Consider the following 26,702-nt stretch of genomic DNA (forward strand, 5'->3'; position numbering starts at 1 on the left):
CCTCGGCGACGAGGCAGCACACTTTGCTTTTGATCGGACGGTGATAGTCCGCTCAGTGGGCGCTCGGGTGCTGATCAGTATCCATACACCTCTTGCCGACGCTTGAAAGCTTTTTGGCTACCTTCCAGGATTGTGCAGACGATGTCCTTGGTTTCGCCGGTGTCGATCGATCCGCGATCCCTGATCACTGACACTTCGCTCGCACCGCGCAACGGAATGATCAACTCAGCATCTCCCAGGACGGCGATATTGGGGTTGTGGGTAACGATGATGACCTGCCGGTGCTCTTTGATGCTGCGAAGCGAACGCACCACCGTCTTGTAAATGAACTCGCCGTCGAGGTTGTCCTCCGGTTGATCGATGATCAGCGGCACCCTGCTTTTCGAGAACAGTAGCACTGACAAGAGGATGGCCTGTTGTTGGCCGAGCGAGAGCTTGGCGAAGTCCCGGACCTGATGGGACTTTGTGCCATCGGGCTTGTCGATGGTTCGCGTCACCTTGATTTCGGGCCTGTCCTCAAGCGCGATACGTTCTAGCGCACACCGCGCCTGCCACTCACTGAGCTTTCCGATGATGTCTGCCGCATCGGTTTTTGAGAATACGCGGTTGCCCTCTGCGTCGCTCAACTGTTCTAGCGCCGAGGCATCCTTCGCAGCCACTGCGGCCAGGAGTCGCGCTGGCGAAAGCGCGGCGGCAATGAGCGCAGCACGCGGAACCTGTGAGGTTCGCCAGTTCATGGTGGTCTTGATCAAATCTTCCATGTCCGGGGAGAGCAGGCCTTCATAGAACTGGATCTTCACCTTGTAGTCAACTACGGCTGCAGCGAGATTGCTGTTCATCGTCGTCGCAAACGCTTGGCGGGCGTTGAATATCTTTGCGCGTAGATCAACCCGCTCTTGGAGCAGGCGCTTGCGCTCCTTGAGGGCTACCTGGTGTTTTGGCAGGCTCTTCTTTAACTCGGTCAGTCGCGCCTGCAGGTCGGAGGCATCCTTCGTCACCTTGCGGATGAACGCCATATCCAGCTTGATGTTCTGCTTTTCCAGATCCCGTCGAATCTCCTCGATCTTTTCCTGAGTCTCCTTCTCGCGCGCGATCCAGACCTGAAGCTGTGCCGCAATCTTGCCATTTGCTCCGACGACCTTCTGTCTGAGCTGACTGGAGAGCGTTTCGATCTCGGTTGCGAGGCCATCGACTAGCGCTTTGACAACCTCAAATTCCGCCTTGCCAACGGCGAGGCTGTCGCCATCAACGTCGGCCGTCAACTTGCGCAGTTCGCCGCCAGTCAAGCTGTTGGTTATTGAGGTGAGAAGCTCGTCCAGGTTGCGCTTCAGGCCGTCGCGGAATCGACGCTCCTTGGCCAGTTTCTCCGCCAGTTCGACGACCTGACTGGCATTTTGTTTCTTCAGGGCCGTGACCTGGGTATCGGCGATGCCCTTTGCCTTCTCGGTGGACGCGATCTGGTTGATGTTGAGCTGCAGTGCCTCGATCACTTCCTGGTTGGCGAGGATCTCATCGCGCAGGGCTTCGTCTTGCTCGCGCAATTCGCCAAAATCGATGAAACCATCCAAGAACCGGAGAAGGATCGACGGGTCGTCGTCGCAATGCTGAATTGTGTTGGCTGTTTCCCCTTGCCCGTAGCTTTCAATGGCGACAGCGATGGGTCCTTCGGGATCGCCGTTCACGACCTCGCACAGCTTGCTGCGGCTCAGTGTATGCAGTTGCCCGACCTCATCTTCATAGACGAGAGAAATTGCATCTGGCCAGACTTCGGAATCAACAATAGTGCTTTCTGCGGCGTTGCCGGATGCAGCGCGAAGTGACTCTAGGAGGGTTGATTTTCCGGCACCGCGCCCACCGATGATGCATGTCAGGTTCGGACTGAAGCGCACAATCTGGTCCTTTAGGAAGCCACCTTCCAGCTTCATCCCTATGAACTTCGGTATGGACGCAGGAATTAGATCTTCTAGGCGCACACGCGCGGCCGCATCCATGAGTGCAATCCGCAGCGATGCGAACGTCAAGGCCTCCATCTTGAGTCTGGTCAGCTTTCTGTTGCCGTTGGCATTACGACCCAGCGCGTTGAGGGTGTGAGCGTCAGAGGACATCACCTTTGCTAGATCAATTCCGTCCTCGAGTCCGAGCGCCTTGCATCGGGCTACAACGCAGTTCCGTCGATTTGCGTCGGTGTCGTCGTGAGAAAACCACGCACTGTTCGAGGCGTTGGAGATCTCCAAGCCCAGAAGGTTTGGACAGTTGAAAACCTCCTGTTTGAAGGCGTCAAATTTTGGGTGTGCCCTCTCAAGGCCACTGTCCAGATCGATGTGGGCGCAAATGCCAAAGCCGTTGAATTCTTCGGCGAAGCGGAGGCACTGGGGAATAGTGTTGTGGCAGGCTTTCCGGTCGTCCGAGATAGTCAGCTTTCCAAAGAAGCGTTGCAGATGGTCGGCCGTCTCAAAATAAACGAGCAGATGCCCCTGAGGCGTTGACAACTCCACACCTGGGATGACAAGCAGCGGCTTGCCTTCGGCGTATTTTAGCGCCGAACGGATGTTGGCAATTTGGTTGTGATCGGTAATCGCAATGAGGTCGAGCCGCTCCGCTATCGCCGTATCGACAATCCCCTCGGGAGTCATCGTCGCGTCTTTCACATCGTAAGAGCCGTCTTCGCCGAACGAGTGAATGTGCAAGTCCGCGCGACGGAACTGTGCCCCGTTGGATTCGTTCTGAATTTCTTGCAGCAGGGACACGTTATTTTCCTCGTTAGCAAGGTACTGTTGATCACCGACAGGCGTCCACTCTATGCCGCTGTTGTTAGTGTCTCCGGCTCATGGAGCTGTACGCTACGAGTGGCTTGTCTCGCGCGTTAACCAGGGGCATTAACGATGTGAGTGTGCTTGAGCGACCCCACGGCGGAATTGGGATTTCGTATCTATATTTCTCATGGCGCGAGCGTTATGAGTTCCCCCACGTAAGTAGGGCTACAAAAAACCGTTTTTCATGTTTAGGCTGGGTGCCAAGAAATATGAGATCACAGACTTGAGCCTGAGGGCAGGGGTATTCGGGCGGTTATGAACGGAAGTGCTCGTGCCTGGGAAAAACGATAAAAATTGGTCGATTGGCTTAATCCTTATTTCAGAAAATGAGCGCCTCGGTTCAGGGAACCAGGGTGATGGCAATTAGTACTACCAATGCTGGGGTGCAGCCCTCATTTAGCATAAGGACTATGGCCCGGAGCCCAGGTTAACCCGCGCTTCAACGGTAGACCAACTGAGTTGGTGGTTCGCGATCGATGTGTCAGGCGATGGCGAAGGGACGCCGACTGGGTTGGAACATGCAATGCCGATATTTTTCGGTGTGACCGTTTTTGTGTTAGGTCGCATCTTGGGCTGCTCGCGTTGAATGCCATAAACCAGTCGTGGTCTAGTTAGGCTTGCTTGGCCTCTGTGACGGCGGCGTGACAGCTTGAGGTCAACTCACTGTGCCAGTAGCTGATCGTACCCGTGCCCGGAGGCGGTTATGGAAAGCCAAGACAGCTCTGGGCGTTGCGCTTTTCACAGTCATGGCCGGCTGCACGACGCTCAGCGTCGAAACATCGTCAAGCACAGAGGGCAAGCGCACTTACTTTGGCATGGTAACCGTCAACGCCCCGGCTGGCCCAAGTAGCGAGAATACGCAGTCGCGTGTACGACAGGTCAACATCACCACGATAGGCCTACGTGTAGACCGTGGGCTTAGCCTGGGCTACTTGAGAGATCGAATGCTCAGCCTACCGATGGATTGCCGTCTAGTCGTCTTTGTCCGGTCAGAGTCCGAACTAGCCCATGCGGAGCAAATGTTACGCGCTGCTACAAAGGAGGAACTATGCGTAGCCCCACTTGTGGAATGAATCTAGCGATGTGTCTCGGCTGGGGCGCGGCGCTTGTGCTCACCGGCTGTGAGACACCGCGGCACTCAAACACGTTGATCTTCGGCACGTCGACAAAGGTTGCAATCGACGCTTCGCAGGAACCTACCGGTGCGCTGGGCGTAACTATTGGCTACAAGCGCAACGAGGCGGTGTGGATGCCGTTGATTGCAAACAAGGCAAATGGAGACAAGCTTGTTCCCGAGGAGTGTGGGAATGATGATTGTCGCAAGTTTCAAGGTTTGGCGGGTACCAGCGGCGGCGCCGCTGGCGCTGGTGCGCAGGATACCTATTCGGTGCTAGCGACGTTCTCGGGCAACATGTCGGCGACGGCCCAGAACCCGGAGGCGAAAGGTAGTCTTGCGCAGTATTTCGCCACTGGTATCGCGGCACGCCTACTGGCGCAATATGGTGGCGCTGCAGTCGTCAACACTGGCGCTAGTGAAACGAAATCCGCGGCTATTGGCGCGACCGCTCAACAGACTCTCGATGTGAAGAGTTCGCGCGTTGCCACGGTGGTCACGAAAGTCACAAAGACCAATGGGCAAGTTGATGAGCAGGCTGTCACGAAGTTGTTGAGCCTGAGTCCCGCAAAGGACATCGGTGCAGCAGACCAAACAGCCATCAGATCGATGAAGACACGTGCGGCCCTCGATGAGTACCTGCACGACGCGCCTGAGTCGATTGCTAATAGGCTCTATAGCACTCTCGACCAGTTGTAATAGGAGATGGCAATGGCAATGCAGAAGATTCGGATCGAACTTGCGCGGGACCAGGGGACAGCTTCCACTCAAGCGGACGTGCTTAGAGGCCTGGGTTACACGGTGACTGGTCCTGATGCGTGCACTATCGCATGGGTGACCGATGCGTCCAATCCCGAGGCGCTGCCACTCGTGACTTATACAGATTCCTCTGATAACGCCGTCTTTGTTGTTGTTGGGCGAAAGTAGCTAGGGGCAGCAGGCTAGGGGTGTCCGTTGGATGAGTGCGCCGACGGATACCGTCGGCACCAATGCCGTGACGCTCACATCGTGACACTACAAAGCTCTGGCCGCTACCTCCCCCCAGGGCGACCGCCAGCGACTCCGGAGGCGAACTGCCGACGCTGGAGAGCTTCGCGGCGTCCGGACCTTATCAATTCAAAGATGCACAAGGCGCCGCCCGAGCAGCCGTCTGCGTATGTGCGACCAGATCGGGTAGGGCTTTGGGGGCAACTATTTCTCAAAGCTTTGAACAAGAAGAGGTGCGGTAGCATCTCGTCATGAGCTAAGTATTGGAAGAAGCCAAAAACATGGACATTGCTTTGGTAGCTGATAATGGCCACCTGCTGCTCGGCCAGTTGTGGGAAGGCGATTTCACCTTGAAGGGCGTTGGTACCGAATCGGCGCGGAAGCTTGCGGCGCAGGTGGCACAGCGTCACGGCGGCACAGAAGATACGAAGCATGGTAACTGGATCATTCCTTACCGTCGCGGTCTTGCTCTGTTTGAGGAACTGGACAAGATCCGCGCGTTCGCCTACCAATAGGAAGGTGCCTACGGCAACGTGATGCAGCACTCGCAGGGCAGGTTGCCTGTCGCTACCCAGTTGATTGCATCGAGGGAAACGGTGCGTTTGGAATGGTACCTGGGCGATCGGAAAATCGCGATCTACCAATGGCGTTCCGAAAGCCCAGGCGAATACGTCATCAAGCGTGGGCCGAAGGGCTAAGTTTTCTTAGCGTCCTGCCAAGAGGACCCCACCGAGCTGTGTACAGGTGTGTACTTCGATTGGCCCAGAGGCGTCGCCTTGTCCAACTGGAACAGCCAGAAGTCTTGCTCTTGCGTCGTCATTTTTTCGAACAGCACCCGTTCTTCCGCAGTCAGCAACTGGCTGATTTTCTCAAGGCGGCTGAGCACGCTGTCAGATGGCCGTACGGCGGAGCCCATCGTCGTTGAGAGGACTACCTCGCCATCGACCTTGATCTCAGGAATCATCGCCAAATCGATGAATCGGCCGCCGAGCCAAATATGGGTGGGCGGGAAAAACGATACTTGACGGATTTGCTTGTAGGCTTCCTCGAGGGATGCGGGTACTTGCTCTCCGAGGTAACGGAAGAATTTGTAGTTCTCAAGATCGTCCAGCACTGTGGTGGCTAGATCTTCTGGCGATTGCGTCTCGAAGAGGGTGGTGCCCGTCTCGTCGTTACGACAATGAATCAGTTCCTGGCAAATGTCTTTCGCGGCGAGGTACCACCCATCCTCACATTCCACATACTCAGATGTCGCGGAAAGCTGCTCCGCGTCCTTGACATCCAGTGCAAAGACAAATCCCTGACCGAAAGCACGCCGTGAGGCGGGTGAAGAAGGATTGTCTTTAGCGGCTTGATTCAGGATGTTTTTCAGCAGCTCGGGCAGGCGGTTGTTGCTGTTGAGGTGAGCCGTTTGCTCGAGGCATACGGTGACATGCTTCCAGTGCGCGTAGCCGTGCTCTTTCGCAACAGCCTCGCGTGCCGCTGTAAGTGAGATGTTGCTGGCTTTGCTGCGTGCTTTGGCAAGACGCTTGAGTTTTTGAACGGCGGTCGCCGTGGTGGAGATGAACTCCATGGTGCGCTCCTTCATGCTGCCGCGGACATACTCGGTGCTCACTGCCGCGCTCCGCGAAACATGGGAAGCTCAGACAAAGGTGTTAACGTCGTCCCGGCGAACCGAGTAGGCCATGGTGAGCAGCTGGCGTCGACGAACGCACTGAACCATTATATCGGATTGTGTAGGCCGCGTTTTGTGTCGATCACTGGCTTTTCCTGCGACACGTCGAACGTTGGCACTATCGACGCTCTAGAGCAAGTTTCAGCTATACTTGGCTTGCGCTCGGCAGGCGCTCGCTACCCGTCATTGCGAAGCTGGAAACGGCACTGCTTTCAGAACTTTCTACTTACGTGGCTTCTTTTGTCCCACGTGGCGGTTGACGGGTAACGCTTCCAAATGGGGCAGGAGAGTGTCATGCATATTCCTTCTATCCCTCCGTCCACGCTGGACGGTATCAAGCGGCGCGCCAAATCCATCAAGCGCGAGCGGAACATTCCCCATCATCAGGCACTTGACGCATCGGCCCGCGAAGCTGGGTACGAGAACATCAGGCATGCGCAATCAGCGCTGGCCGGTGCCAATGATCAACATACGGTCTATCTGACGTGCTACTGGGTCAAGCGCGGCGGAACTTTTGCCGATCGCGGGCGGGAGACGCTGTCGGTGCCGCTTGCGCTGCCTTTGGGGCAGGTTGTCTCCCGACATCAACTTGATCACGCCCGGCACTTGGCTGGATTCCGACTGGAATCGATCGACCATGTCGAGCGGAAGACGGACGTCGATAGCCAAGATAGTGCTCGTTCAGAGCTTCGTCGTGCTGCACGAACACTGCAGTTCATGGCGGCGACCGGCTTACGGCCAGCAACTACGCGGCGCGAACGATGGCCGACTCTGGGCAAATTCGAGAGGCTTCCGGGCGGCGACCATTACTCGCTCTGGCTTTCGGCGCGTGGGCGCTTCTGGGTCTATATGGACGAGCCATACGAGAAGGCTGAACTGGGCGAACGACTGCCTTGGGCACAGCAACGCGGTATGCACATGATCCGGCCTTCTTGGGAAGGGCTCTACTCCCCGGGTGGGACACTTCCATTCCTGTTCTGCGTCGACGGGAATTTTGCTGCGTTGTTGTCGACCAAGCTGTCGACTTTGCCGCGGGCGGGCGACGAGAGCGGCTGGAAATGGATCTCGGACCGCTATTCTTCGCAATTCTCAAGCCCTGCACGGATTGCCTCGGGAAAGCCGCAGCGGGCGCGTCCCATGCCGGCACCCCATGACATTGAGCGGAACGGGGCGCTGCCCTACGGCAGGCCCCTTGGTGGCAGTAGTTCAATGTGGCGGCCAGCTGCACGGATGCCGCTGGAATCGCACCTCGCAATTGGGCCTCTGTTTCGAGCGCTTGCAGTCTCTGGCCTTGATCATCGCGTGACTATGCCGCTCGCGAAGATGCAGTCGTTGCTTGATGACTGGCTGCAAATGGAGTACCCGGGCAGCGAGATGAGTGCGGAGCAGTTCCATGCGGCTTACTACGGAGCAAGTGCGGTGCCGTTCGAATCGCCTGCGCAACAGCTTGCAGCTGTCCGCACCATTCAAAAGGTGTTGGCAGATGGATACAAGCAGTGCCGGCCTCGTGATGAACTTCTGCGGCGACTGATGGGCGTACAGGCCGCCTTGGCTCGATCAGCGTAGTCACAAGGTAGGAGGCCGCCCAGGGGGGTACATGCTCCTAGGCGAAATCGTGTGCAAGCAATTGGACTTGGCTGATGGAGCGCTTGGTGGCGGTAAGGCGCGCGCTGTAGGCTTTTCTTTGCGTTGTGCGCGGGTCGCATGGATCGAGATAGATCGATCACGACAGTAAATGCCTACATGATGCCTACATGAATTGAGTGTTGAAAAAAGGGTCGCAGCCAAAATCGCTGCAACCCATTGTTTTTATTGGCCTGCCCAGAGGGATTCGAACCCCCGACCGTCGGCTTAGAAGGCCGATGCTCTATCCAACTGAGCTATGGGCAGATGTGAGGCTGCCCAGGCAAACCACTGGCGCGCGGCCTCCGGATACCTGGGAGGCCGCGATTCTAACAGATGGGCATGGCGCCGTTTGCTAGTGCTGGGGCGGGATTTCGGGCGGCACCTCGCCGGGCGGCAGTTCGATGGGGGGCGTCTGCGGTTCAGGGTCGTGGACGGGATCATGCGCCGGCTCATCCGGCGGTGGCATTTCTGGCGGCGGGTGAGGGGGCGCCTCTGACGGCATCGGCGGCGTGATATGCGCGGACCAGGGCAGGTCAGGCAGAACGGGATACATGGCAACTCCGTGGGTATGTATCAGTGCGAAGACTTCGGGTTTGCCCTGATTCACCCCGCAAGCGTCGTTCCTGCGCATCATCCAAATGGTGATACCTAAAATACGTACCCCCCAAATGGGGGGATTTTTGATACATTTCGTGGCGTCGGGTAGTGCCACACACAACAACAGTTTCATTCGAAATTCCACGCAACGACGTGGAACACCGTGCCTACGCACGCCAATGCGCGTGACGGATGCCTTTTGGGTTCCGACCAGACGGGAAATCAGGGGAGTCTTGTTTGGGCAGCCTTTTTGGGCGGCCCGTGCTGCTGTGTTTCGCCGGCAACAGGGGGCCAGGCGAGGCGACAGCCATGGGGCAGGGAGGAAACATCAATGAGCACGCGTCACGCACGACGCCCAACGGGGGCGTCTCGAGGCACCTACGTCCGTAACGCCCAGAGTGGGCGCATCGGCGATCGTTCCAATGCAGCCGATCATCGCTTGCCGCCCACCGGCGTGCCGCGCATGCTGCTGTGGTTGCTAGGGGCGACGATTCTCTTTGCGGTGGCCAACTACACGCTGAAGCTCTTCGGCTGAAGCCCAGCGTTACTACAACACCTTCCCCGGATTCATCAGCCCGCGCGGGTCCAGTGCCTGCTTGATCGCGCGCATGGCGGCCAGTTCCACGGCGCTCTTGTAGCGCGCGTTGTCTTCTCGCTTGAGCTGGCCGATGCCGTGCTCGGCAGAGATCGAGCCGCCGTGCGCATGCACGCTGTCGTACACGATGCGATTGATGCCGTCCTGGTTGGCGAGAAAATCGTCGTGCGCATGCCCTTCCGGCGGCGACACGTTGTAGTGCAGATTGCCGTCGCCCAGGTGCCCGAACGTGACCATGCGGATGTTCGGGTAGGCCGCGGCCAGCGCGCGGTCCGTCACGTCGATGAAGTCGGCAATGCGCGAGATCGGCACGGCAATGTCGTGCTTGATGTTCTTGCCTTCGTCGGCCTGGGCCAGGGGGATGTGCTCGCGCAGGTTCCAGAAGTCGCGTGACTGCGCCACCGATTCCGCTACGGCTGCGTCATCGATTACGCCGCGTGCGAGCGCGTCTTCCATGAGCGATTCGAACAGCGTGCGCGCGTGCTCTTCGCTTTCGAGGTCAGACAATTCCAGCAGCACGTATTGCGGATAAGCCTGGGTGAACGGCACGCGCAACTGCGGGTAGTGCTTGCGCACGAGGTCGAGGCAAAACGCCGACATCAGCTCAAAGCCTGTCAGCAGCGTTCCGGCATGACCTTGCGCCAGCGAAAGAAACTCCAACGCTTGACGCGGAGATTGCAGCGCCGCCAGCGCCGTCACTTGGGCGCGCGGTTGCGGAAACAGCTTCAGCATGGCCCCGGTGATGATGCCCAGCGTGCCTTCCGCGCCAATCAACAAGTCACGCAGGTCGTATCCGGTGTTGTCTTTGCGCAGGCCGCGCAGGCCGTTCCACAGCTCGCCGTTGGGCAGCACGGCTTCGATACCCAGGCACAACTCGCGCGCGTTGCCGTAACGCAGGACGGCAGTGCCACCGGCGTTGGTCGCCAGGTTGCCGCCGATGGTGCAACTGCCTTCCGCCGCGAGGCTGAGCGGGAAGAGCCGATCAGCATCCGCTGCAGCCTGCTGCACGTTGGCCAGGATGCAGCCTGCGTCAACGGTGATGGTGTTGTTGATCGCGTCGACCGCGCGTACGCGCTGCATGCGCTGCAGAGAGATGACGACCGCGCTGCCCTCCATATCGGGTGTGGCGCCGCCACACAGTCCTGTGTTGCCGCCTTGTGGAACGATCGGTACGCCGTGCGCGTTGCACAGCTGCACCAGCGCACTCACTTCCCCTGCGTTGGCGGGGCGCAGCACCGCGCGTGCACGGCCCGAATAACGCTTGCGCCAGTCGGTCAGATAGGGCGCTTGATCTTCGGGGGCTGTCAGAACGTGCGCGGCGCCGATGGCATCAACGCAGGCTTGCAGGAAGGCATCGTCGGTCATGGCGGATCAGGTGTGCTGGCTGGCACGCACCTTGGCGGCACGCTTGAACGGGCGCAGATAGAAGATGGTCGCGAAGAAGAAGACCACGCTGAGCATCACCTCGCCCCACGCGAGCGAGCGCGACAGCCCAGCGTCGGAGGTCGCCCGCACGATGCCTTCGGTAAAGAACAGCAGAATGAACATCGACGCCCACTGCATGGTGTAACGGTTCTTGCGCAGCACGCCGGGCAACGGCCACGCCAGCAGCAGCGCCTTGAGCGCCAGCCACGAGCCGCCTAGGCGCACGGGCGCGAGCCACAGCTCCCACGCCGCACACAGGAGGATCAGCGCGACAAGGCTCGCTGCGCTCAGCAGAAACAGTGCCCGGGATTCGGTGACGGCGTGGTCGGCTGTGGTCATGCGGCGAGCTTGAGAGCGGTCTGTGCGAGCCGTCGGCCCATGGCGGTGGCAAGCGTACGTTCGTGCGCGGTGAGCGGCGCTGTATCGCCACGGTGCGCGACGTGCGAGGGCCCGTAGGGCGTGCCGCCGGCCTCGGTGGAAAGGAGCTCACTCTGCTGATACGGCAGGCCGAGGATCACCATCCCATGGTGCAGCAGCGGCAGCATCATCGAGAGCAGGGTAGTCTCCTGCCCGCCATGCATGCTGCCGGTGGAGGTGAACACGCACGCCGGTTTGCCGGCCAGTGCGCCAGCCAGCCATTGCGGCGTGGTGCCGTCCAGAAAATATTTGAGCGGGGCGGCCATGTTGCCGAAGCGCGTGGGCGAGCCCAAAGCCAGGCCCGCACATTCTTCCAGGTCGCGCACTTCCACATAGGGCGGGCCGCTATCGGGCACGTCGGGCTGCGTGGCTTCGCACACCGTGGAGACCGCTGGCACCGTGCGCACGCGCGCCTGGGCGCCCTCCACGGTTTCAATGCCATGCGCAATGGCTTCGGCCAGCGCGCGTGTGCTGCCGTGGCGGCTGTAGTACAGGACCAGAATATCTTTCATAACAAAGCGTTGAGAGCGTCGCGGTATTATAGTTGCGCCCCCCGATCCCCTCGTTGGCCTTGCGCCGCCTCATTCTTCATGCTTTTTCCCCCCCGAGTGCTTCGTCAATGGAATGCCGCCAAGGTGCGTGCGCTGGCGCGTTATGCGCTGCGCCGTGCGGGGGAGGATCGCCTGCCGCAGGTGGCCAGCAGCCTGACGTTTACGACAGTGCTCTCGCTGGTGCCGATCTTGACGGTGGCGTTTGCGCTGTTCACGGCGTTCCCGATGTTCAAGAGCTTACGTGCGGACATCGAAGGCTACATGTTCAGCAACCTCGTGCCGGGCAATATCAGCCGGCCGATCCTGACGTATCTCAACCAGTTTTCTACCAACGCCAAGGGGCTGACGGCGGCGGGCTTGATCGGCTTGGTGGTCACCTCCGTCATGACGATGCTGACGGTGGAGAACGCGCTCAACGCCATCTGGCGCGTGCGCCATCGCCGGCCGCTGGCGCAGCGTGTGCTGGTGTTCTGGGCGCTGGTGAGTTTTGGTCCGGTGCTGATTGGCGCGAGCCTGTCCGTCAGCTCATATCTGGTGTCGATTTCGGCAGGCTATGTGCACAAGCTGCCGTTCGGGCTCGGCGTGATTGTCGGCCTGGTGCCGATTCTGCTGTCGGCGATTGCGTTTGCGATGCTCTACGTGTTTGTGCCAAACACCAATGTGGATCGGCGTGATGCGTTTGTGGCGGGGCTCATTGCTGCTGGCGCATTTGAAATCGCCAAGCGGGTCTTTGGTTCGTACGTTGCGCACATTCCCACATACACGGCCGTCTACGGGGCCTTTGCCACGCTGCCGATCTTTCTGACGTGGATCTATGTGAGCTGGCTGGTCACCCTGCTGGGCGCCACGATTGCTTCGACGCTGCCGATCATCCGCCAGGGCTACTGGCAGCGGCGCACGTTTCCGGGCAGTGAGTTTTTTGATGCGCTGGGCATTCTGCTGCTGTTGTACCGCGCACGCGAACAGGCCCCACGCACGGTGGCCGAGCAGGAAATCGGCCGGCGTCTGCAACTGGAAGCGGACTACCTCACCGATCTGCTGACCAAGCTGAAGGCGCTGCACCTGGTGGGCAAACTGCAGCAGGATCGCGGTGAAACGCACTGGGCGCTGCTGTGCGATGCCCACGTGACTACGCTGCGGCCACTCTACGAAAAGCTGGTGCTGAATCTGCCGCGCTTGCCGCGCACCGCCCTGGCGCGCCATTTGGGCGACACGCGTGGGCTGGTGGATCGATTGCACAACCCAGCGCTCGACGCCACGCTGGAAGCGGTCTTCGCTTCCGGTGAACGCGGTGTGGCCTCAGCGGCGCAAGCCGCTACCGCACCGGCCTCTGCCGAAGCTACCGCCTAACGGCTCAGAACGGAATCTTCCCCACCCAGATGTCGCGGTACATCACCCAGTCGCCCATCAGGCTATAGAACGGGTGGCGGAAGGTGGCGGGCCGGTTCTTCTCAAAGCCGAAGTGGCCGACCCATGCAAAGGCGTATCCGCTGACGGCCGCGCCCAGCAGCCACCACAGGTTGCCCGTCAAGACCAGCGTGGTCAGGCACACCAGCGCCACTGTCGAGCCGACGAAATGCAGGCGCCGGCAGGTGCGGTCCTGATGCTCGCTTAGGTAGTACGGATAGAACTCGGCGAAGCTGCCGAACTGGCGGGTGTCAGTGGTGGCCATGGTGCGTCTCCTGTTGCGGCGCGCGGAGTGGGGCGGCTACGCGGCGGCGGCCTCTCGTTCGCGTGCAAAGGCAATCAGCGCATCGAGCGTGCCATCCGGGCATTCTCCCATGATGGCGTGTCCGCCGGGCAGGCCGACCACGCGGCTGCCGGCCAACCCTGCCGCGACCTGCCGGCCGGCTTTTGCGGGCGTCATCTGGTCTTTCTCTCCCACGATCACGAGTGATGGGCACTTCACGGCGGCCATGGCTTCGGCGCCGCGCGCATAGGCATTGCACGCAGCAAAATCCGTGTGGAACACGGGCGCTTCGGTGCCACGTGCCACGCGCTCCATCAGCCGCTGGCTACCGCCGTGCATCCAGAAGCCCGGCCCAGGGGAAGAGGGCTTGTTGGCGAGGCTGGAATGCGACCATACGTTCACCATGTTGATAGCGCTGGCCGTGTCGTTGAGCGCGGCATCAAGCAGCGCATCCGACACCTTCATTGGCCAGGCCGTGGCCACCAGCGCGATGCGGCGTACGCGATCGGCGTAACGCGCGGCGCACTCCAGCGCAATCAGCGAGCCCATGCTGTGGCCGACCACCATCACGGGTTGCGTCACGCCGGTCGCTTGCACGAGCGTCATCACCCAGTCGGCCATGGCTTCCACCGTCTGCAGCGGGGCACCTGCGCTACGGCCGTGCCCGGGCAGATCCACTGCCAGCACGCTGAAACCGTGGTGCGCAAACCAGCGGGTCTGCAGCCCCCACACCGAATGATCGTTCTGCGCGCCATGCACGAACACGACGCACGGGAGTTCCGCGTCGAATGGCTTGCCGCCGGTGTAGGCGTAGGCGCGTTCGCCTTGTACGGTCCATTCCATCAGCGGGCTCCCGTTGCGTTGGCGGTGGCTTTGCCGGGCGCAGCTGACATTGCGCGCTCGGCGGCTTTCAGGCCGCGTTTGAGATCATCGATCAGGTCGTCGGCGTCTTCCAGGCCGATCGACAGGCGGATCGTGCCTTCGCTGATGCCGGCAGCGGCCAGCGCATCGGCATCCATGCGGAAGTGCGTGGTCGAAGCGGGGTGAATGACCAGCGACCGTGCATCACCCACATTGGCCAAGTGCGAGAACAGGCCAAGCGATTCGATGAATTGCTGGCCGGCACGCCGATCGCCCTTGATATCAAAGCTGAAGACGGCACCACTGCCGCGCGGCAGCAGGCGCTTGGCCAGCGCGTGGTCGGCGTGCGACTCCAGTTCGGGGTAGGCGACAGAGGCCACCATCGGGTGGCTCGCCAGGAAGGCGACGACGCGGCGGGCGTTGTCCACGTGTCGTGCCATGCGTAGCGGCAGCGTTTCGATGCCTTGTAGCAGTTGCCATGCTGCCATCGGGTTCATGCACGCGCCAAAGTCGCGCAGGCCTTCACGGCGCGCGCGCAGCAGGAAGGGCGCGACGGTGCTTTCCTCGGCGAACACCATGTCGTGGAAGCCCGCGTACGGTTCGGTCAGCTCCGGATGCTTGCCGGCGGCCACGTAGTCGAACGTGCCACCATCGACCAGCACGCCGCCGATGGTCGTACCGTGGCCACCGAGGAACTTGGTGGCGGAGTGGTAGACGAGGTCCGCACCATGCGCAAACGGCTGCAGCAGCCACGGCGTGGTGAAGGTGGAATCGACCAGCAGCGGCACGCCCGCATCATGCGCAATCGATGCCACGGTCGGGATGTCGAGCACATCCAGCCCCGGGTTGCCGAGCGTCTCGCCAAAGAGCAGCCGCGTGTTCGGGCGGATGGCGGCGCGCCAGCCATCAATGTCGCCGGGCTTGACGAAGGTCGTCTCGATGCCGAAGCGGCGCAGCGTGTAATGCAGCAGATTGTGCGAGCCACCATACAGCGCCGACGAGGCCACGATATGCGAGCCGGCGCCCATCAGCGTGACGATGGCCAGGTGCAGCGCCGCCTGGCCGGACGCCGTGGCAATGGCGCCTACGCCGTTTTCCAGCGCGGCCATGCGTTCTTCGAACACGGCGACGGTCGGGTTGGAAATACGCGAGTACACGTGGCCCGCGCGCTCCATGTTGAACAATGACGCGGCATGTTCGCTGTCGCGGAACACGAACGACGTGGTCAGGTGGATGGGCGTGGCGCGCGCCCCTGTGGCAGGGTCAGGCGCGGCACCGGCATGCAGGGCCAGCGTATCAAAGCGGGCGTTGGACATGGATTCAAGCACCCAGACAGGGCGCGGGAGCAGGTTTGGACGGGGCATGCTAGCACTGCTCCCTGTTGCAGTGCATCTCGGGCAAACGCCGAGCGGGCGCGGTTTTTGACAGGCTTTTTCTGCGCCGCATGCTTGTCGAAGCGATCCGGTTTGGGCTAGGATCGAGACACAACCATAACCACAACCCGCGCGCGGTCGCCCCCCGGCAGACCGGCACCCCGATACCCTGGGAGACGCACTATGAAAGTCAGCGATATTCTTCAAGTGAAGGGCAACACGCTCTACACCGTGTCCCCGGAGACTAAGCTCCAGGCAGCTGTGCTGACGATGGCCGACAAAGATATCGGCTCGCTCGTGGTCATGGAGCATGGCCAACTGGTCGGCATGCTGACCTTCCGGGAAATCATCGTGGTTCTTGCCAAGAATCATGGTTCCGTTGGCGATGGAACGACCATTCGCAAGGTGATGGACGACCATCCCGTGACCTGCACGCCGGCAACCGACGTTGACGAAGTCCGTCGCATGATGCTGGAGCACCACGTCCGCTACCTGCCCGTGCTCGACAACCGCACGCTGATGGGCGTGATTTCTTTCTACGACGTGGCCAAGGCTGTGGTGGAGGCGCAGGGCTTCGAGAACAAGATGCTCAAAGCCTATATCCGCGATTGGCCGGCGGAAGAAGAGCAGCCAGCGAAGACTGACTGATCCGCCCGGTTGCTTGCCGCATTCCTGAAACCCGCCCGCCGCAGCGAGCGGGTTTTTTGTTGAACCCTCAATCCTCTGTCGATGAGCCAATCGAGCCAGTTTTCCCTGCTGAAGCAACGTCGTTTTGCCCCGTTCTTCTGGACCCAGTTCCTCGGGGCGATGAACGACAACGTTTTCAAGGTAGCGTTTTCCTCGCTGGTGACGTACCACGCCACGCTGTTCGGTAATGTGGATCCGGCCTCGGCGGCGTTCCTCATCTCGGCCATTTTCATTGCGCCGTTCGTGCTGCTGTCGGCCACGAGCGGGCAGATTGCCGACCGCATGGACAAGGCCCGGCTGATCCGCCTGGTCAAGACGCTGGAAATCGCCATCATGGTCATCGGCTGCGCGGGCTTTGCGCTGCGCCACGTTGAGTTGCTGTACCTCTGCACGTTCCTGATGGGCGTGCATTCGACGCTGTTTGGGCCCGTCAAGTACGCCTATCTGCCGCAGCATCTGCAATCGTCCGAACTGGTGGGCGGCAACGGGTTGGTGGAGATGGGCACGTTTGTCGCCATCCTGGTCGGTACCATCGGTGGCGGCGAGTTGGCCAACTTCACGCGCAATGGCGATCTGATCGGGCCAACGCTCACTGGCATCGCCTGCATCATCATCGCGGTGAGTGGCTGGCTGACGGCGCGTGGCGTGCCGGTGTCGCCGGCCTCGCAACCGGATTTGCGCATCAACTGGAACCCGATCTCCGAGACCTGGCGCAACCTGAAGCTGGCCAGTAACCAGCGCGCGGTGTTCCTGAGCCTGATGGGCATCTCGTGGCTGTGGTTCGTTGGCGCGACGTTCCTCACGTCGTTCTTTGCCTTTGCGCGCAACGTGCTCGCCGGCGACCAAAACGTGGTGACGCTGCTGCTGGCGGTCTTTTCCATCGGCATCGGGCTCGGGTCGATGCTGTGTGAAAAGCTTTCGGGCCGCACGGTGGAAATTGGCCTCGTGCCGTTTGGCTCGATCGGCATGACGGTGTTTGCGGTAGATCTGTATTTCGCCTCGCATGCCGAGGCACTGGTCGCGCACGATGTGCTGACGGGCATTTCGGGCTTCCTGCAGAACCATCGCCACTGGCGCGTGCTGGCCGATCTGTTCCTGCTGGCGATGTTTGGTGGGTTCTATAGCGTGCCGCTGTACGCGCTGATCCAGAGCCGCTGCGAGCCGACACATCGCGCGCGCATCATTGCCGCCAACAACATCCTGAATGCGCTGTTCATGATTGCCTCGGCGGTGCTGGCGATGGTGCTCACGCGCGCCGGGTTCACGATTCCGCAGCTGTTCCTCGTCACGGGCATCCTCAATGCTGTGGTGGCGATCTACATCTACACGCTGGTGCCGGAGTTCCTGATCCGCTTTGTAATGTGGCTGCTGATCCATACCGTCTACCGCGTGAAAGTGGAGGGCGCCGAGCAGATCCCGGATGAGGGCCCGTGCCTGCTGGTGTGCAACCACGTGAGCTTTGTCGACGCCGTCGTTGTCGGTGCCTTTGTGCGCCGGCCGGTGCGCTTTGTGATGGATCACCGCATCTTCAAGGTGCCGGTGCTGTCGTGGTTCTTCCGCACAGTCAAGGCGATCCCGATTGCGCCGGCGCACGAAGACCCGGAGATGCTCAAGCGCGCTTACGACAGCATTGCCGCCGCGCTGGCGGAGGGCGAGGTCGTCTGCATCTTCCCCGAGGGCAAGATCACGGCCACGGGCGAAATGAACCCGTTCAAGGAGGGTGTGCGCCGCATCGTTGAACGCACGCCGGTGCCGGTGGTGCCGATGGCGTTGCGTGGCCTGTGGGGCAGTTTCTTCTCGCGCCATGGCGGCGCAGCGATGACGCGGCCGTTCCGTCGCGGCTTCCTCAATAAGCTTGAGCTGTGCATTGGTACGCCAGTGCCCGCACATGCCGTATCGCCCGAAGGCTTGCAGGCCGCGGTGCTGGCATTGCGCGGCGAGCGTCTCTAATCACCATTAACCGCCGCGCAATTCGATACACTGCCGGCTCCTCAACTCTTTTGGCATCCGCTTATGAAACGCCTTTCCCTGCTGCTGTGTGCTTCGTCGTTTGCCCTGGCTGCCGTTGCTGCGCAAGCTGCAACCCCGTCGAGCGAAACCTTGCCCTCGGGCGTCATCGTCCAGACGCTGACCAAGGGCACCGGCCCGTCGCCCAAGGCCAGCGATACGGTCAAGGTGCACTACCGCGGCACGCTGACGGACGGCAAAGAGTTCGACAGCTCCTACAAGCGCGGCCAGCCGATCTCGTTCCCGCTGAACCGCGTGATTCCGTGCTGGACTGAAGGCGTACAGAAGATGCAAGTCGGTGGCAAGGCCAAGCTGACCTGCCCGGCGGCCACCGCTTACGGCGAGCGTGGCGTGCCCGGCACGATTCCGCCCAATTCCACGCTGAACTTCGAAGTTGAGTTGCTTGGCATTGGCGGCTGATTGAACGGATTTACAATAGCGCTTTCCTGATGTTTCGCGCCGCCTCCGCCATGGCGGCGCTTTCGCGAGCACGATCATGTCTGGCAATACCCTGGGCCTGCTGTTTTCCGTTACCACCTTCGGCGAGTCGCATGGCCCGGCCATCGGCGCCGTCATCGACGGTTGCCCGCCAGGCATGGCACTTTCCGCAGAAGACATCCAGCCCGATCTGGACCGCCGCAAGCCCGGCACCTCGCGCCACGTCACGCAGCGCAAGGAAGACGACGTCGTCGAGATTCTGTCCGGCGTGTACGAGGGCAAGACCACCGGCACCCCCATCTGCCTGCTGATCCGCAACACCGACCAGCGCAGCAAGGACTACAGCAACATCGTCGAGACCTTCCGCCCGGGGCACGCTGATTACACCTACTGGCACAAGTACGGCATCCGCGACCCGCGCGGGGGTGGCCGTTCGTCGGCACGGTTGACGGCACCGACGGTGGCTGCCGGCGCCGTCGCCAAGAAGTGGTTGCGCGAAAAGTTTGGCGTGGAAATCCACGGCTTCATGTCGCAACTCGGCGATATCCAGATCCCGTTCATCGACTGGAGCGAAGTGCCGAACAACCCGTTCTTCGCGCCGAATGCCGAGATCATCCCCGAGCTGGAAACCTACATGGATGCACTGCGCAAGGATGGCGATTCCGTCGGCGCGCGCATTGAAGTGGTCGCCACCGGCGTGCCGGTCGGCTGGGGTGAGCCGCTGTTCGACCGCCTGGATGCTGACATCGCCCACGCCATGATGGGCCTGAACGCGGTGAAGGGCGTCGAGATTGGCGCCGGCTTCCACGCCGTGTCCCAGCGCGGTTCCGAGCATGGTGATGAGCTGACGCCGGATGGCTTTGTCGGCAATAACGCGGGCGGCATCCTGGGCGGGATTTCGACGGGGCAGGACATTTCGGTATCGCTGGCGATCAAGCCGACGTCGAGCATCCGCACGCCGCGTCGCTCGATCGACAAGGCGGGCGATCCGGCAGTGGTGGAAACGTTCGGTCGCCATGACCCGTGCGTGGGCATTCGGGCCACGCCGATTGCCGAGGCGCTGCTGGCGCTGGTGCTGATCGACCACGCACTGCGCCATCGCGCGCAATGCGGCGATGTGTCGGTGGAGACGCCGGCGATTGCAGCGAAGGCTTCCTGAGTCGATTCGCTCAGGCAACAAAAAAGCGCGTCGTTGAACGCGCTTTTTTGTTGGGCGTCAGCCCGAGTTACATACCCACGTAGTTCGGACCACCGCCGCCTTCCGGCGTCACCCACACGATGTTCTGCGTCGGGTCCTTGATGTCGCAGGTCTTGCAGTGCACGCAGTTCTGCGCGTTGATCTGCAGGCGCTCCGTGCCTTCGTCGTTCTTGACGAACTCATACACGCCGGCCGGGCAATAGCGCTGCTCGGGGCCTGCAAACTGGGTCAGGTTGATGCGCGTCGGAACGGTCGGGTCTTTCAGCGTCAGATGGGCCGGCTGATTCTCTTCGTGGTTGGTGTTCGAGATGAACACCGACGAGAGCCGGTCAAACGTGATCTTGCCGTCCGGCTTCGGATACGCGATCTTCGGGCACTCTGCTGCCGGCTTGAGCGACTGGTTATCCGACTTCGTGCCATGCAACGTCCAAGGCGGGTTGCTGATGCCGATCTTGGGCAGCAGCCACTGCTCGATGCCAGTCATGATCTTGCCGAGCGTCGGGCTCTTCTTGAACCACAGCTTGAAGTTGCGCGACTGGTCCAGCTCTTCCTTCAGCCAGCTCTCTTCGAAGGCGGCCGGGTAGGCGGAGAGCTCATCAGCCGAGCGGCCAGCCGTCACCGCGTCGAACACCGCTTCGCCGCACATCATGCCGCTCTTGATCGCCGCGTGGCTACCCTTGATACGCGCCGCGTTCAGGTAGCCGGCGTCGCAGCCCACCAGCGCGCCGCCCGGGAACACCGTCTTGGGCAGCGCTTGCGGCGTGCCGTTGTTGATCGCGCGGGCGCCGTAGCCGATGCGCTTGCCGCCTTCGATGTGCGCGCGGATGGCCGGGTGGGCCTTCCAGCGCTGCATTTCTTCGAACGGGCTCATCCACGGGTTCTTGTAGTCCAGCCCGATCACAAAGCCGAGCGTGACCTTGTTGTCTTCCAGGTGATACAGGAAGCCGCCGCCGAAGGTGTCGTCTTCCATCGGCCAGCCGGCGGTGTGCACCACCAGGCCGGGCTTGGCCTTGGCCGGATCGATTTCCCAGAGTTCCTTGATACCGATGGCGAAGGTCTGCGGGTCTTTGCCGGCGTTGAGCTTGAATTTTTCCAGCAGCTGGCGGCCCAGGTGGCCACGCGCGCCTTCGGCGAAGATCGTGTACTTGCCGAGCAGCTCCATGCCGAGCTGGAAGTTTTCGGTCGGCTCGCCGTCCTTGCCAATGCCCATGTTGCCGGTGGCAACGCCACGCACGGCACCCTTGTCGTCATAGAGCACTTCAGCGGCGGCAAAACCCGGGAAGATTTCCACGCCCAGCGCTTCGGCCTGCGTGGCCATCCACTTGACCACGTTCGACAGCGAGATGACGTAGCAGCCGTGGTTATGGAAGTTGCGCGGCACCAGCCAGTCGGGTGTACGCTTCGAGCCGGTTTCGCTCAAGAAGAGCACGTCGTCGCCAGTCACCGCCTGGTTGAGCGGGGCGCCGTCGGCCTTCCAGTTGGGCAGCAACTCAGTGATGGCACGCGGGTCCATTACCGCGCCCGAGAGAATGTGCGCGCCGGGTTCGGAGCCTTTTTCCAAAACCACCACCGAGACATCCTTGCCGGTCTCGGCGGCGCGTTGCTTGATCCGGATCGCGGCCGCCAGGCCAGCGGGGCCGCCGCCGACGATCACGACGTCGTACTCCATGGACTCTCGGGGACCGTACTGTTCGAGGAGTTGCTGCTGGTTCATAGATGTCTCGTCGCTGCTTTGGGGACAGTTAGGGGCGTTTGCTTATTGGTATGGCGGATTGCTGCATTAGAATTTTCCGCATTGTCCGGGAGGCGCCCGGATGCGGCAAGAGAATTTTCTGAACGATCGTTCGATTTTTTGCTAAGCTGCGCCGAAATCACGTGCCGGGACCGCTCGTCAGCGATCCGGTGCCTGTCAAACCAACACACGGGGAACACGCATCATGGGCTTGTCGATCAATCTGGAAGGCAAGGTCGCGCTGATCACGGGCGCTTCCAGCGGCCTGGGCGCGCGGTTCGCGCATACCCTTGCGGCGGCTGGCGCCAAGGTCGTGCTGGCCTCGCGTCGAGTGGAGCGGCTGAAAGAATTGCGCGCCGACATCGAATCGAAGGGCGGCAGCGCTCACGTTGTCCGCCTGGATGTGACCGATCCGGACAGCATCCGCTCCGCCATCGCCCACGCGGAAACGGAAGCCGGCACGATCGACATCCTCGTCAACAACTCCGGTGTTTCGACCACGCAGCGCATGGTGGACGTGACGCCCGACGACTTCGATTTCATCTTCGATACCAACACGCGTGGCGCCTTTTTCGTTGCGCAGGAAACCGCCAAGCGCATGATTGCGCGGGCCAAGGGTGCGGAAAAGAACGGCTCGCCGCTGCCGCAATCGCGCATCATCAATATCGCTTCGGTGGCGGGGTTGAAGGTGCTGTCGCAAATCGGCGTGTACTGCATGAGCAAGGCCGCTGTGGTGCACATGACCAAGGCCATGGCGCTGGAGTGGGGGCGTCTGGGCATCAACACGAACGCCATCTGCCCGGGCTATATCGATACCGAGATCAATCACCATCACTGGGAAACGGAAGCCGGCCAGAAGCTCGTACAGATGCTGCCCCGCAAGCGCGTCGGCAAGCCGGAAGATCTGGATGGGTTGATCCTGCTGCTGGCGTCGGACCAATCGGATTTCATCAACGGCGCCATCATCAACGCCGACGACGGGATGGTGTAACGCCCGTGCCTTTTGGGGCTCAATGCCCCATCAGCCGCTGCACAAGCTCAAGCGAGGTGTTGGCAGCATACTTCTTCATCAGCCGCGCGCGATAGATTTCCACCGTGCGCGGGCTGATCTCCAGTTGCTTGCCGATCTGCTTGCTCGTCTTGCCCTCCACCAGTTGCGCCGCAATGTCGCGCTCGCGCGGTGTGAGCGCCGCCGTGACCGGCCGGTGCGCGGAAAGGTCCTCGAACGTCCAGATGCCTTCACCCAGCGGCTTGGTGCGATCGAGCGCGCGACCCGTCACGTGGCACCAGAACAGCTCGCCGTTGGCGCGCTTCATGATGCGCTCATCCGAATAGCTACCGCGCGCGCCCATGATGGGCACGATGCGTGCGCCCGTGCGTTCGTATTCGTCATGCGTGGGGTAGAGCAGTTCGAACGACTGGCCAATCATGGTCGTGCGGGCGTGGCCGAAGATGCGCGCGGCCTCGTCATTGACGTCGACCATCACGCGCTCACGTGACATCACCATGCCGACCGGGGCAAGCTGGAACGCGGTCTGGTAGTCAAGTGCTGTCATGGGTGTCTAGGGCTAGGGAAGGCTAGGAGTGGGCCTTATGTAGTCGTACGTATTGCTGCGTTGCGTAACGCTTGCGTATTCTCGCCAAATTGTACCGTTACAATTTTCCGGCGCCGCACCGCACAAACCCCAACTGTGCGCACGGTCAAAACTCAGCCGGATCCGTTGGACCACCAAGGAAGGAGCACGCATGAACAAAATCTTCGCCAGCGCCAGCGAGGCGCTCGCGGGCGTCGTTAAAGACGGCCAGACGATCGCCGTGGGCGGTTTCGGTCTGTGCGGTATTCCCGAGGCGCTGATCGGCGCACTGCGCGATTCGGGTGTCAAGAATCTCACCTGTATCTCCAACAACGCGGGCGTCGATGGTTTTGGCCTGGGCCTGCTGCTGGAAACCCGCCAGATCAAGAAAATGATTTCGTCCTACGTGGGCGAGAACAAGGAGTTCGAGCGCCAGTACCTAGCCGGTGAACTCGAGCTGGAATTCACGCCGCAAGGCACCTTGGCCGAAAAGCTGCGTGCGGGCGGCGCAGGCATCCCCGCGTTCTTCACCAAGACCGGTGTCGGCACGATCGTGGCCGAGGGCAAGGAGCTACGCGAGTTCGACGGCGAAACGTACGTCATGGAGCGCTCGCTGGTGCCCGATGTGTCGCTGGTCAAGGCGGCGGTGGCGGACAAATCCGGCAACCTGCGTTTCAACCTGACCGCACGCAACTTCAACCCGGCTGCAGCGACCGCCGGCAAGATCTGCATCGTCGAAGTGGAAAAGATCGTTGAAGTGGGCGAGCTGGCGCCGGACGACATCCATCTGCCGGGCATCTACGTGAATCGCATCGTGCTGAACGCCACGCCCGAGAAGCGCATCGAAAAACGCACCATTCGCGCAGCCAACTAAGGAGACCGACATGGCCTGGACACAAGACCAAATGGCGGCGCGCGCCGCGCAAGAATTGCAAGACGGTTTCTACGTGAATCTCGGTATCGGCATCCCGACGCTGGTCGCCAACCACACGGGCGACAAGGAAGTCTGGCTGCAGAGCGAAAACGGCATGCTCGGCATCGGCCCGTTCCCGACCGAAGATGAAGTGGATGCCGATCTCATCAACGCCGGCAAGCAAACCGTGACCACGCTGCCGGGCAGCGCCATCTTCGGCAGCGACCAGAGCTTTGCGATGATCCGCGGCGGCAAGATCAACCTGTCGATTCTCGGCGCCATGCAGGTGAGCGAGACGGGCGATCTGGCCAACTGGATGATCCCCGGGAAGATGGTCAAGGGCATGGGCGGCGCGATGGACCTCGTGGCGGGCGTCAAGCGCGTGATTGTGTTGATGGAGCACGTTGCCAAGAAGAAGGATGGCACCGAAGACCTGAAGATTCTGCCCAAGTGCACGCTGCCGCTGACGGGTGTGGGTGTGGTCGACCGCATCATTACGGACCTGGGCGTGATCGACGTGACGGAGCAGGGTCTGCGCTTGGTGGAAACTGCGCCGGGCGTGTCGCGCGAAGAGATCCAGGCCAAGACTGGCGTGAATTTGCTGTAATTCGGAGACCACGATGCTGCAAGGAAAAACCGCCCTCGTCACGGGCTCGACCAGCGGGATCGGTCTGGGCATCGCCTGTTCGCTGGCCGCGCAGGGTGCCAACATCATCATGAATGGCTTCGGCGATGTGGAAGCGCCCAAGGCGCAGATTGCCGAGGCAGGCAAGAACGCCGTCCGCATCGGCTATCACGGCGCCGACATGAGCAAGCCCGCCGAGATCGAAGCGATGTTCGCCTATGCCGATGCCGAATTCGGGGGCGTGGACATCCTCGTCAACAATGCCGGCATCCAGTACGTGGCCAATGTGGAAGATTTCCCGACCGAGCGTTGGGACGCCATCATCGCCATCAACCTGACTTCGGCGTTCCACACGACTCGGCTCGCGGTGCCCGGCATGAAGAAGAAAAACTGGGGCCGAATCATCAACATTGCTTCGGCGCATGGGCTGGTGGCGTCGGCGCAGAAGTCGGCGTATGTGGCGGCCAAGCATGGCATCGTCGGCTTGACCAAGTCGGTGGCGCTGGAAACGGCGCAGACGGGCATCACGTCCAATGCGATCTGTCCGGGCTGGGTGCTGACGCCGCTGGTGCAGAAGCAGATCGACGCGCGCGCCGAGAAGGAAGGCATTCCCGCGCTGCAGGCCAAGAAGGAACTGCTGATGGAGAAGCAGCCTTCCGGCGAGTTCGTTACGCCCGATCAGCTCGGCGCGCTGGCGGTGTTCCTGTGCAGCCACGCCGCCGAGCAGGTGCGCGGCGTGGCCTGGAACATGGATGGCGGCTGGGTCGCGCAGTAAGCGCATCCTGCACAGAAAAAGCCCCGCTGCAGTTCAGTGCAGCGGGGCTTTTTCGTTTACGGCGAGCGTGCCGGTCTGCTGCGCCGCCGCATGCTCGCAGGCCCGCGTACAATCAGGCTTTGTTCTCTCGCCGTTGTTCACGTGTAGGAGATGTTCATGCCTGTTTCGCCGCGCCTCGCCTTTGTGCAGTGCCTGAGCCCGTCCGGCTTGCATCGGATGGCGTATCACGAGTGGGGCGATTCGCAGAATCCGCGTGTGCTGGTCTGCGTGCATGGTCTCTCGCGCACCGGGCGCGACTTCGACGTGCTGGCGCAAGCGCTGTGCAATGACTACCGCGTCATTTGCCCGGATGTAGTTGGCCGTGGGCGCTCTGACTGGTTGGTGGATCCGAAGGGCTATGTCATTCCGCAGTACGTGTCCGACATGGTGACGTTGTTGGCGCGGCTGAATGTGGAATCGGTCGATTGGTTCGGTACCTCGATGGGCGGGTTGATCGGCATGAGCCTGGCGGGCCTGCCGAAGTCGCCGATCCGCAAGCTGCTGCTCAACGACGTGGGGCCGCGCGTGACAGAGTCGTCGTTGACGCGCATTGGTGCGTATCTTGGCCTGGGCGTCCGCTTCAAGACCTTCGACGAAGGGCTGGCGTACCTCAAGACGATCAGCACTTCGTTCGGGCCGCACACGCCGGAACAATGGCGTGAGTTGAATACCGCGATCCTCAAGCCGCAGGGTGGCGAGTGGATCCTGCACTATGATCCGCGTCTGGCCGAGCCTTTCAAGAACACCACGCCTGAAGTGATCGCCGCCGGAGAAGCCATGCTGTGGAAGCTGTTCGAAGCGATTCCCGGTGAGGTGCTGATCGTGCGCGGCGCGCAATCGGACCTGCTCACGCGCGAGACCGTCGAGGCCATGATGCAACGCGGCCAACATGTGAATACGGTAGAGATTCCCGATGTGGGCCACGCGCCGACCTTTATCCAGCCGGATCAGGTGGCGATCGCCCGTAAGTTCTTCCTCGGTCAATGACCC

At 61.2% G+C, this 26,702-nt stretch carries 25 protein-coding genes and 1 tRNA gene; 14 read left to right on the top strand and 12 right to left on the bottom strand.

Annotation, left to right across the window (positions count from 1 at the left end):
* Nucleotides 1-74: 74 nt before the first annotated feature.
* Entirely contained in the window at nucleotides 75-2,747 is a 2,673-nt protein-coding gene (locus ACS7SF_RS17475; RefSeq protein ID WP_439890924.1) for a TrlF family AAA-like ATPase, read from the bottom strand.
* Nucleotides 2,748-3,861: 1,114 nt separating this feature from the next.
* Between ACS7SF_RS17475 and ACS7SF_RS17480 the strand changes: the two genes are divergently transcribed.
* Both ACS7SF_RS17480 and ACS7SF_RS17485 read left to right on the top strand, forming a co-directional pair.
* Entirely contained in the window at nucleotides 3,862-4,626 is a 765-nt protein-coding gene (locus ACS7SF_RS17480; protein WP_439890925.1) for a hypothetical protein, read from the top strand.
* Nucleotides 4,627-5,177: 551 nt separating this feature from the next.
* On the top strand, nucleotides 5,178-5,429 hold the full coding sequence (locus ACS7SF_RS17485) for a hypothetical protein (RefSeq protein WP_439890926.1): 252 nt from the start codon (nucleotides 5,178-5,180) through the stop codon (nucleotides 5,427-5,429).
* Nucleotides 5,430-5,608: 179 nt separating this feature from the next.
* Here ACS7SF_RS17485 and ACS7SF_RS17490 read toward each other — a convergent pair whose 3' ends face one another.
* Nucleotides 5,609-6,487 (bottom strand): hypothetical protein, encoded by an 879-nt coding sequence (locus ACS7SF_RS17490; protein ID WP_439890927.1) that lies wholly within the window; start codon nucleotides 6,485-6,487, stop codon nucleotides 5,609-5,611.
* 396 nt (nucleotides 6,488-6,883) lie between these two features.
* On the opposite strand from ACS7SF_RS17490, the gene ACS7SF_RS17495 reads away from it, so the two are divergent.
* Nucleotides 6,884-8,155, top strand: a complete 1,272-nt coding sequence (locus ACS7SF_RS17495) for a DUF5623 domain-containing protein (RefSeq protein WP_439890928.1) — start codon at nucleotides 6,884-6,886, stop codon at nucleotides 8,153-8,155.
* Between the two features lie 247 nt (nucleotides 8,156-8,402).
* Here ACS7SF_RS17495 and ACS7SF_RS17500 read toward each other — a convergent pair.
* Both ACS7SF_RS17500 and ACS7SF_RS17505 read right to left on the bottom strand, forming a co-directional pair.
* A tRNA-Arg gene (locus ACS7SF_RS17500) sits at nucleotides 8,403-8,479 on the bottom strand.
* Between the two features lie 88 nt (nucleotides 8,480-8,567).
* Complete coding sequence (locus tag ACS7SF_RS17505) at nucleotides 8,568-8,945, bottom strand: hypothetical protein (RefSeq protein WP_439890929.1); 378 nt, start codon at nucleotides 8,943-8,945, stop codon at nucleotides 8,568-8,570.
* Nucleotides 8,946-9,143: 198 nt separating this feature from the next.
* Between ACS7SF_RS17505 and ACS7SF_RS17510 the strand changes: the two genes are divergently transcribed.
* A complete protein-coding gene (locus ACS7SF_RS17510) occupies nucleotides 9,144-9,347 on the top strand; it encodes a hypothetical protein (RefSeq protein WP_426398375.1) in 204 nt (67 codons plus the stop codon).
* 12 nt (nucleotides 9,348-9,359) lie between these two features.
* Here ACS7SF_RS17510 and ACS7SF_RS17515 read toward each other — a convergent pair whose 3' ends face one another.
* Genes ACS7SF_RS17515 through wrbA form a run of 3 tightly spaced genes read right to left on the bottom strand, consistent with a single transcriptional unit; the run spans nucleotide 9,360 to nucleotide 11,761 of the window.
* Nucleotides 9,360-10,772, bottom strand: coding sequence for an FAD-binding oxidoreductase (locus tag ACS7SF_RS17515; RefSeq protein ID WP_439890930.1), 1,413 nt, complete (start codon nucleotides 10,770-10,772; stop codon nucleotides 9,360-9,362).
* Nucleotides 10,773-10,778: 6 nt separating this feature from the next.
* Complete coding sequence (locus ACS7SF_RS17520) at nucleotides 10,779-11,171, bottom strand: DUF2069 domain-containing protein (RefSeq protein WP_439890931.1); 393 nt, start codon at nucleotides 11,169-11,171, stop codon at nucleotides 10,779-10,781.
* A complete protein-coding gene (gene wrbA / locus ACS7SF_RS17525; RefSeq protein WP_439890932.1) occupies nucleotides 11,168-11,761 on the bottom strand; it encodes an NAD(P)H:quinone oxidoreductase in 594 nt (197 codons plus the stop codon). The genes ACS7SF_RS17520 and wrbA overlap by 4 nt, the downstream gene beginning before the upstream one ends.
* 78 nt (nucleotides 11,762-11,839) lie before the next feature.
* Between wrbA and ACS7SF_RS17530 the strand changes: the two genes are divergently transcribed.
* Nucleotides 11,840-13,150: a YihY family inner membrane protein gene (locus ACS7SF_RS17530; RefSeq protein ID WP_439890933.1), complete on the top strand. Its 1,311-nt coding sequence runs from the start codon at nucleotides 11,840-11,842 to the stop codon at nucleotides 13,148-13,150.
* Between the two features lie 4 nt (nucleotides 13,151-13,154).
* Here the strand turns inward: ACS7SF_RS17530 and ACS7SF_RS17535 are convergent, their stop codons facing one another.
* The 3 genes from ACS7SF_RS17535 to ACS7SF_RS17545 are packed head-to-tail and all read right to left on the bottom strand — an operon-like array spanning nucleotide 13,155 to nucleotide 15,667.
* Nucleotides 13,155-13,472, bottom strand: a complete 318-nt coding sequence (locus ACS7SF_RS17535) for an Mpo1-like protein (RefSeq protein ID WP_439890934.1) — start codon at nucleotides 13,470-13,472, stop codon at nucleotides 13,155-13,157.
* A 36-nt stretch (nucleotides 13,473-13,508) separates the two neighbouring features.
* Nucleotides 13,509-14,333 (bottom strand): alpha/beta fold hydrolase, encoded by an 825-nt coding sequence (locus ACS7SF_RS17540; protein WP_439890935.1) that lies wholly within the window; start codon nucleotides 14,331-14,333, stop codon nucleotides 13,509-13,511.
* On the bottom strand, nucleotides 14,333-15,667 hold the full coding sequence (locus ACS7SF_RS17545; protein ID WP_439892794.1) for an O-acetylhomoserine aminocarboxypropyltransferase: 1,335 nt from the start codon (nucleotides 15,665-15,667) through the stop codon (nucleotides 14,333-14,335). The genes ACS7SF_RS17540 and ACS7SF_RS17545 overlap by 1 nt, the downstream gene beginning before the upstream one ends.
* 240 nt (nucleotides 15,668-15,907) lie before the next feature.
* Here ACS7SF_RS17545 and ACS7SF_RS17550 point away from each other — a divergent pair, with 240 nt between their 5' ends.
* From ACS7SF_RS17550 to aroC, 4 genes are all read left to right on the top strand, one after another.
* Nucleotides 15,908-16,372: a CBS domain-containing protein gene (locus tag ACS7SF_RS17550; RefSeq protein ID WP_426398390.1), complete on the top strand. Its 465-nt coding sequence runs from the start codon at nucleotides 15,908-15,910 to the stop codon at nucleotides 16,370-16,372.
* Between the two features lie 81 nt (nucleotides 16,373-16,453).
* Nucleotides 16,454-18,361: an MFS transporter gene (locus ACS7SF_RS17555; protein WP_439890936.1), complete on the top strand. Its 1,908-nt coding sequence runs from the start codon at nucleotides 16,454-16,456 to the stop codon at nucleotides 18,359-18,361.
* A 63-nt stretch (nucleotides 18,362-18,424) separates the two neighbouring features.
* The gene (locus ACS7SF_RS17560) at nucleotides 18,425-18,838 is read left to right on the top strand and encodes an FKBP-type peptidyl-prolyl cis-trans isomerase (protein WP_439890937.1); all 414 of its coding nucleotides are present in this window, start codon (nucleotides 18,425-18,427) and stop codon (nucleotides 18,836-18,838) included.
* Between the two features lie 76 nt (nucleotides 18,839-18,914).
* Nucleotides 18,915-20,015, top strand: a complete 1,101-nt coding sequence (gene aroC, locus ACS7SF_RS17565) for a chorismate synthase (protein WP_439890938.1) — start codon at nucleotides 18,915-18,917, stop codon at nucleotides 20,013-20,015.
* 67 nt (nucleotides 20,016-20,082) lie between these two features.
* Here the strand turns inward: aroC and ACS7SF_RS17570 are convergent, their stop codons facing one another.
* Complete coding sequence (locus ACS7SF_RS17570; RefSeq protein ID WP_439890939.1) at nucleotides 20,083-21,768, bottom strand: electron transfer flavoprotein-ubiquinone oxidoreductase; 1,686 nt, start codon at nucleotides 21,766-21,768, stop codon at nucleotides 20,083-20,085.
* A gap of 223 nt (nucleotides 21,769-21,991) precedes the next feature.
* Between ACS7SF_RS17570 and ACS7SF_RS17575 the strand changes: the two genes are divergently transcribed.
* Nucleotides 21,992-22,777 carry an SDR family oxidoreductase gene (locus ACS7SF_RS17575; RefSeq protein WP_426398397.1) on the top strand — a complete coding sequence of 262 codons (786 nt, stop codon included), beginning with the start codon at nucleotides 21,992-21,994 and terminating at the stop codon, nucleotides 22,775-22,777.
* A 19-nt stretch (nucleotides 22,778-22,796) separates the two neighbouring features.
* Here ACS7SF_RS17575 and ACS7SF_RS17580 read toward each other — a convergent pair whose 3' ends face one another.
* Nucleotides 22,797-23,342, bottom strand: a complete 546-nt coding sequence (locus ACS7SF_RS17580) for a LuxR C-terminal-related transcriptional regulator (protein WP_426398399.1) — start codon at nucleotides 23,340-23,342, stop codon at nucleotides 22,797-22,799.
* Between the two features lie 190 nt (nucleotides 23,343-23,532).
* On the opposite strand from ACS7SF_RS17580, the gene ACS7SF_RS17585 reads away from it, so the two are divergent.
* From ACS7SF_RS17585 to ACS7SF_RS17600, 4 genes are all read left to right on the top strand, one after another.
* Entirely contained in the window at nucleotides 23,533-24,234 is a 702-nt protein-coding gene (locus tag ACS7SF_RS17585) for a CoA transferase subunit A (RefSeq protein ID WP_426398400.1), read from the top strand.
* A gap of 10 nt (nucleotides 24,235-24,244) precedes the next feature.
* The gene (locus tag ACS7SF_RS17590; RefSeq protein ID WP_426398402.1) at nucleotides 24,245-24,880 is read left to right on the top strand and encodes a 3-oxoacid CoA-transferase subunit B; all 636 of its coding nucleotides are present in this window, start codon (nucleotides 24,245-24,247) and stop codon (nucleotides 24,878-24,880) included.
* A gap of 13 nt (nucleotides 24,881-24,893) precedes the next feature.
* Nucleotides 24,894-25,673: a 3-hydroxybutyrate dehydrogenase gene (locus ACS7SF_RS17595; RefSeq protein WP_439890940.1), complete on the top strand. Its 780-nt coding sequence runs from the start codon at nucleotides 24,894-24,896 to the stop codon at nucleotides 25,671-25,673.
* 156 nt (nucleotides 25,674-25,829) lie between these two features.
* Nucleotides 25,830-26,699, top strand: a complete 870-nt coding sequence (locus tag ACS7SF_RS17600; RefSeq protein WP_439890941.1) for an alpha/beta fold hydrolase — start codon at nucleotides 25,830-25,832, stop codon at nucleotides 26,697-26,699.
* Nucleotides 26,700-26,702 lie beyond the last annotated feature (3 nt).

The sequence above is a fragment of the Ralstonia sp. 25C genome, assembly GCF_051904805.1.
In the GTDB taxonomy this organism is placed as follows: domain Bacteria; phylum Pseudomonadota; class Gammaproteobacteria; order Burkholderiales; family Burkholderiaceae; genus Ralstonia.

Coding starts and splice junctions, on each gene's coding strand:
- ACS7SF_RS17595 (WP_439890940.1), top strand. CDS start 24,894: ATGCTGCAAGGAAAAACCGCCCTCGTCACGGGCTCGACCAGCGGGATC.
- ACS7SF_RS17570 (WP_439890939.1), bottom strand. CDS start 21,768: ATGAACCAGCAGCAACTCCTCGAACAGTACGGTCCCCGAGAGTCCATG.
- ACS7SF_RS17555 (WP_439890936.1), top strand. CDS start 16,454: ATGAGCCAATCGAGCCAGTTTTCCCTGCTGAAGCAACGTCGTTTTGCC.
- ACS7SF_RS17535 (WP_439890934.1), bottom strand. CDS start 13,472: ATGGCCACCACTGACACCCGCCAGTTCGGCAGCTTCGCCGAGTTCTAT.
- ACS7SF_RS17495 (WP_439890928.1), top strand. CDS start 6,884: ATGCATATTCCTTCTATCCCTCCGTCCACGCTGGACGGTATCAAGCGG.
- ACS7SF_RS17540 (WP_439890935.1), bottom strand. CDS start 14,333: ATGGAATGGACCGTACAAGGCGAACGCGCCTACGCCTACACCGGCGGC.
- ACS7SF_RS17530 (WP_439890933.1), top strand. CDS start 11,840: ATGCTTTTTCCCCCCCGAGTGCTTCGTCAATGGAATGCCGCCAAGGTG.
- ACS7SF_RS17490 (WP_439890927.1), bottom strand. CDS start 6,487: ATGGAGTTCATCTCCACCACGGCGACCGCCGTTCAAAAACTCAAGCGT.
- ACS7SF_RS17510 (WP_426398375.1), top strand. CDS start 9,144: ATGAGCACGCGTCACGCACGACGCCCAACGGGGGCGTCTCGAGGCACC.
- aroC (WP_439890938.1), top strand. CDS start 18,915: ATGTCTGGCAATACCCTGGGCCTGCTGTTTTCCGTTACCACCTTCGGC.
- ACS7SF_RS17600 (WP_439890941.1), top strand. CDS start 25,830: ATGCCTGTTTCGCCGCGCCTCGCCTTTGTGCAGTGCCTGAGCCCGTCC.
- wrbA (WP_439890932.1), bottom strand. CDS start 11,761: ATGAAAGATATTCTGGTCCTGTACTACAGCCGCCACGGCAGCACACGC.
- ACS7SF_RS17550 (WP_426398390.1), top strand. CDS start 15,908: ATGAAAGTCAGCGATATTCTTCAAGTGAAGGGCAACACGCTCTACACC.
- ACS7SF_RS17520 (WP_439890931.1), bottom strand. CDS start 11,171: ATGACCACAGCCGACCACGCCGTCACCGAATCCCGGGCACTGTTTCTG.
- ACS7SF_RS17505 (WP_439890929.1), bottom strand. CDS start 8,945: ATGAAACTGTTGTTGTGTGTGGCACTACCCGACGCCACGAAATGTATC.
- ACS7SF_RS17575 (WP_426398397.1), top strand. CDS start 21,992: ATGGGCTTGTCGATCAATCTGGAAGGCAAGGTCGCGCTGATCACGGGC.
- ACS7SF_RS17585 (WP_426398400.1), top strand. CDS start 23,533: ATGAACAAAATCTTCGCCAGCGCCAGCGAGGCGCTCGCGGGCGTCGTT.
- ACS7SF_RS17480 (WP_439890925.1), top strand. CDS start 3,862: ATGCGTAGCCCCACTTGTGGAATGAATCTAGCGATGTGTCTCGGCTGG.
- ACS7SF_RS17590 (WP_426398402.1), top strand. CDS start 24,245: ATGGCCTGGACACAAGACCAAATGGCGGCGCGCGCCGCGCAAGAATTG.
- ACS7SF_RS17545 (WP_439892794.1), bottom strand. CDS start 15,667: ATGTCCAACGCCCGCTTTGATACGCTGGCCCTGCATGCCGGTGCCGCG.
- ACS7SF_RS17580 (WP_426398399.1), bottom strand. CDS start 23,342: ATGACAGCACTTGACTACCAGACCGCGTTCCAGCTTGCCCCGGTCGGC.
- ACS7SF_RS17515 (WP_439890930.1), bottom strand. CDS start 10,772: ATGACCGACGATGCCTTCCTGCAAGCCTGCGTTGATGCCATCGGCGCC.
- ACS7SF_RS17560 (WP_439890937.1), top strand. CDS start 18,425: ATGAAACGCCTTTCCCTGCTGCTGTGTGCTTCGTCGTTTGCCCTGGCT.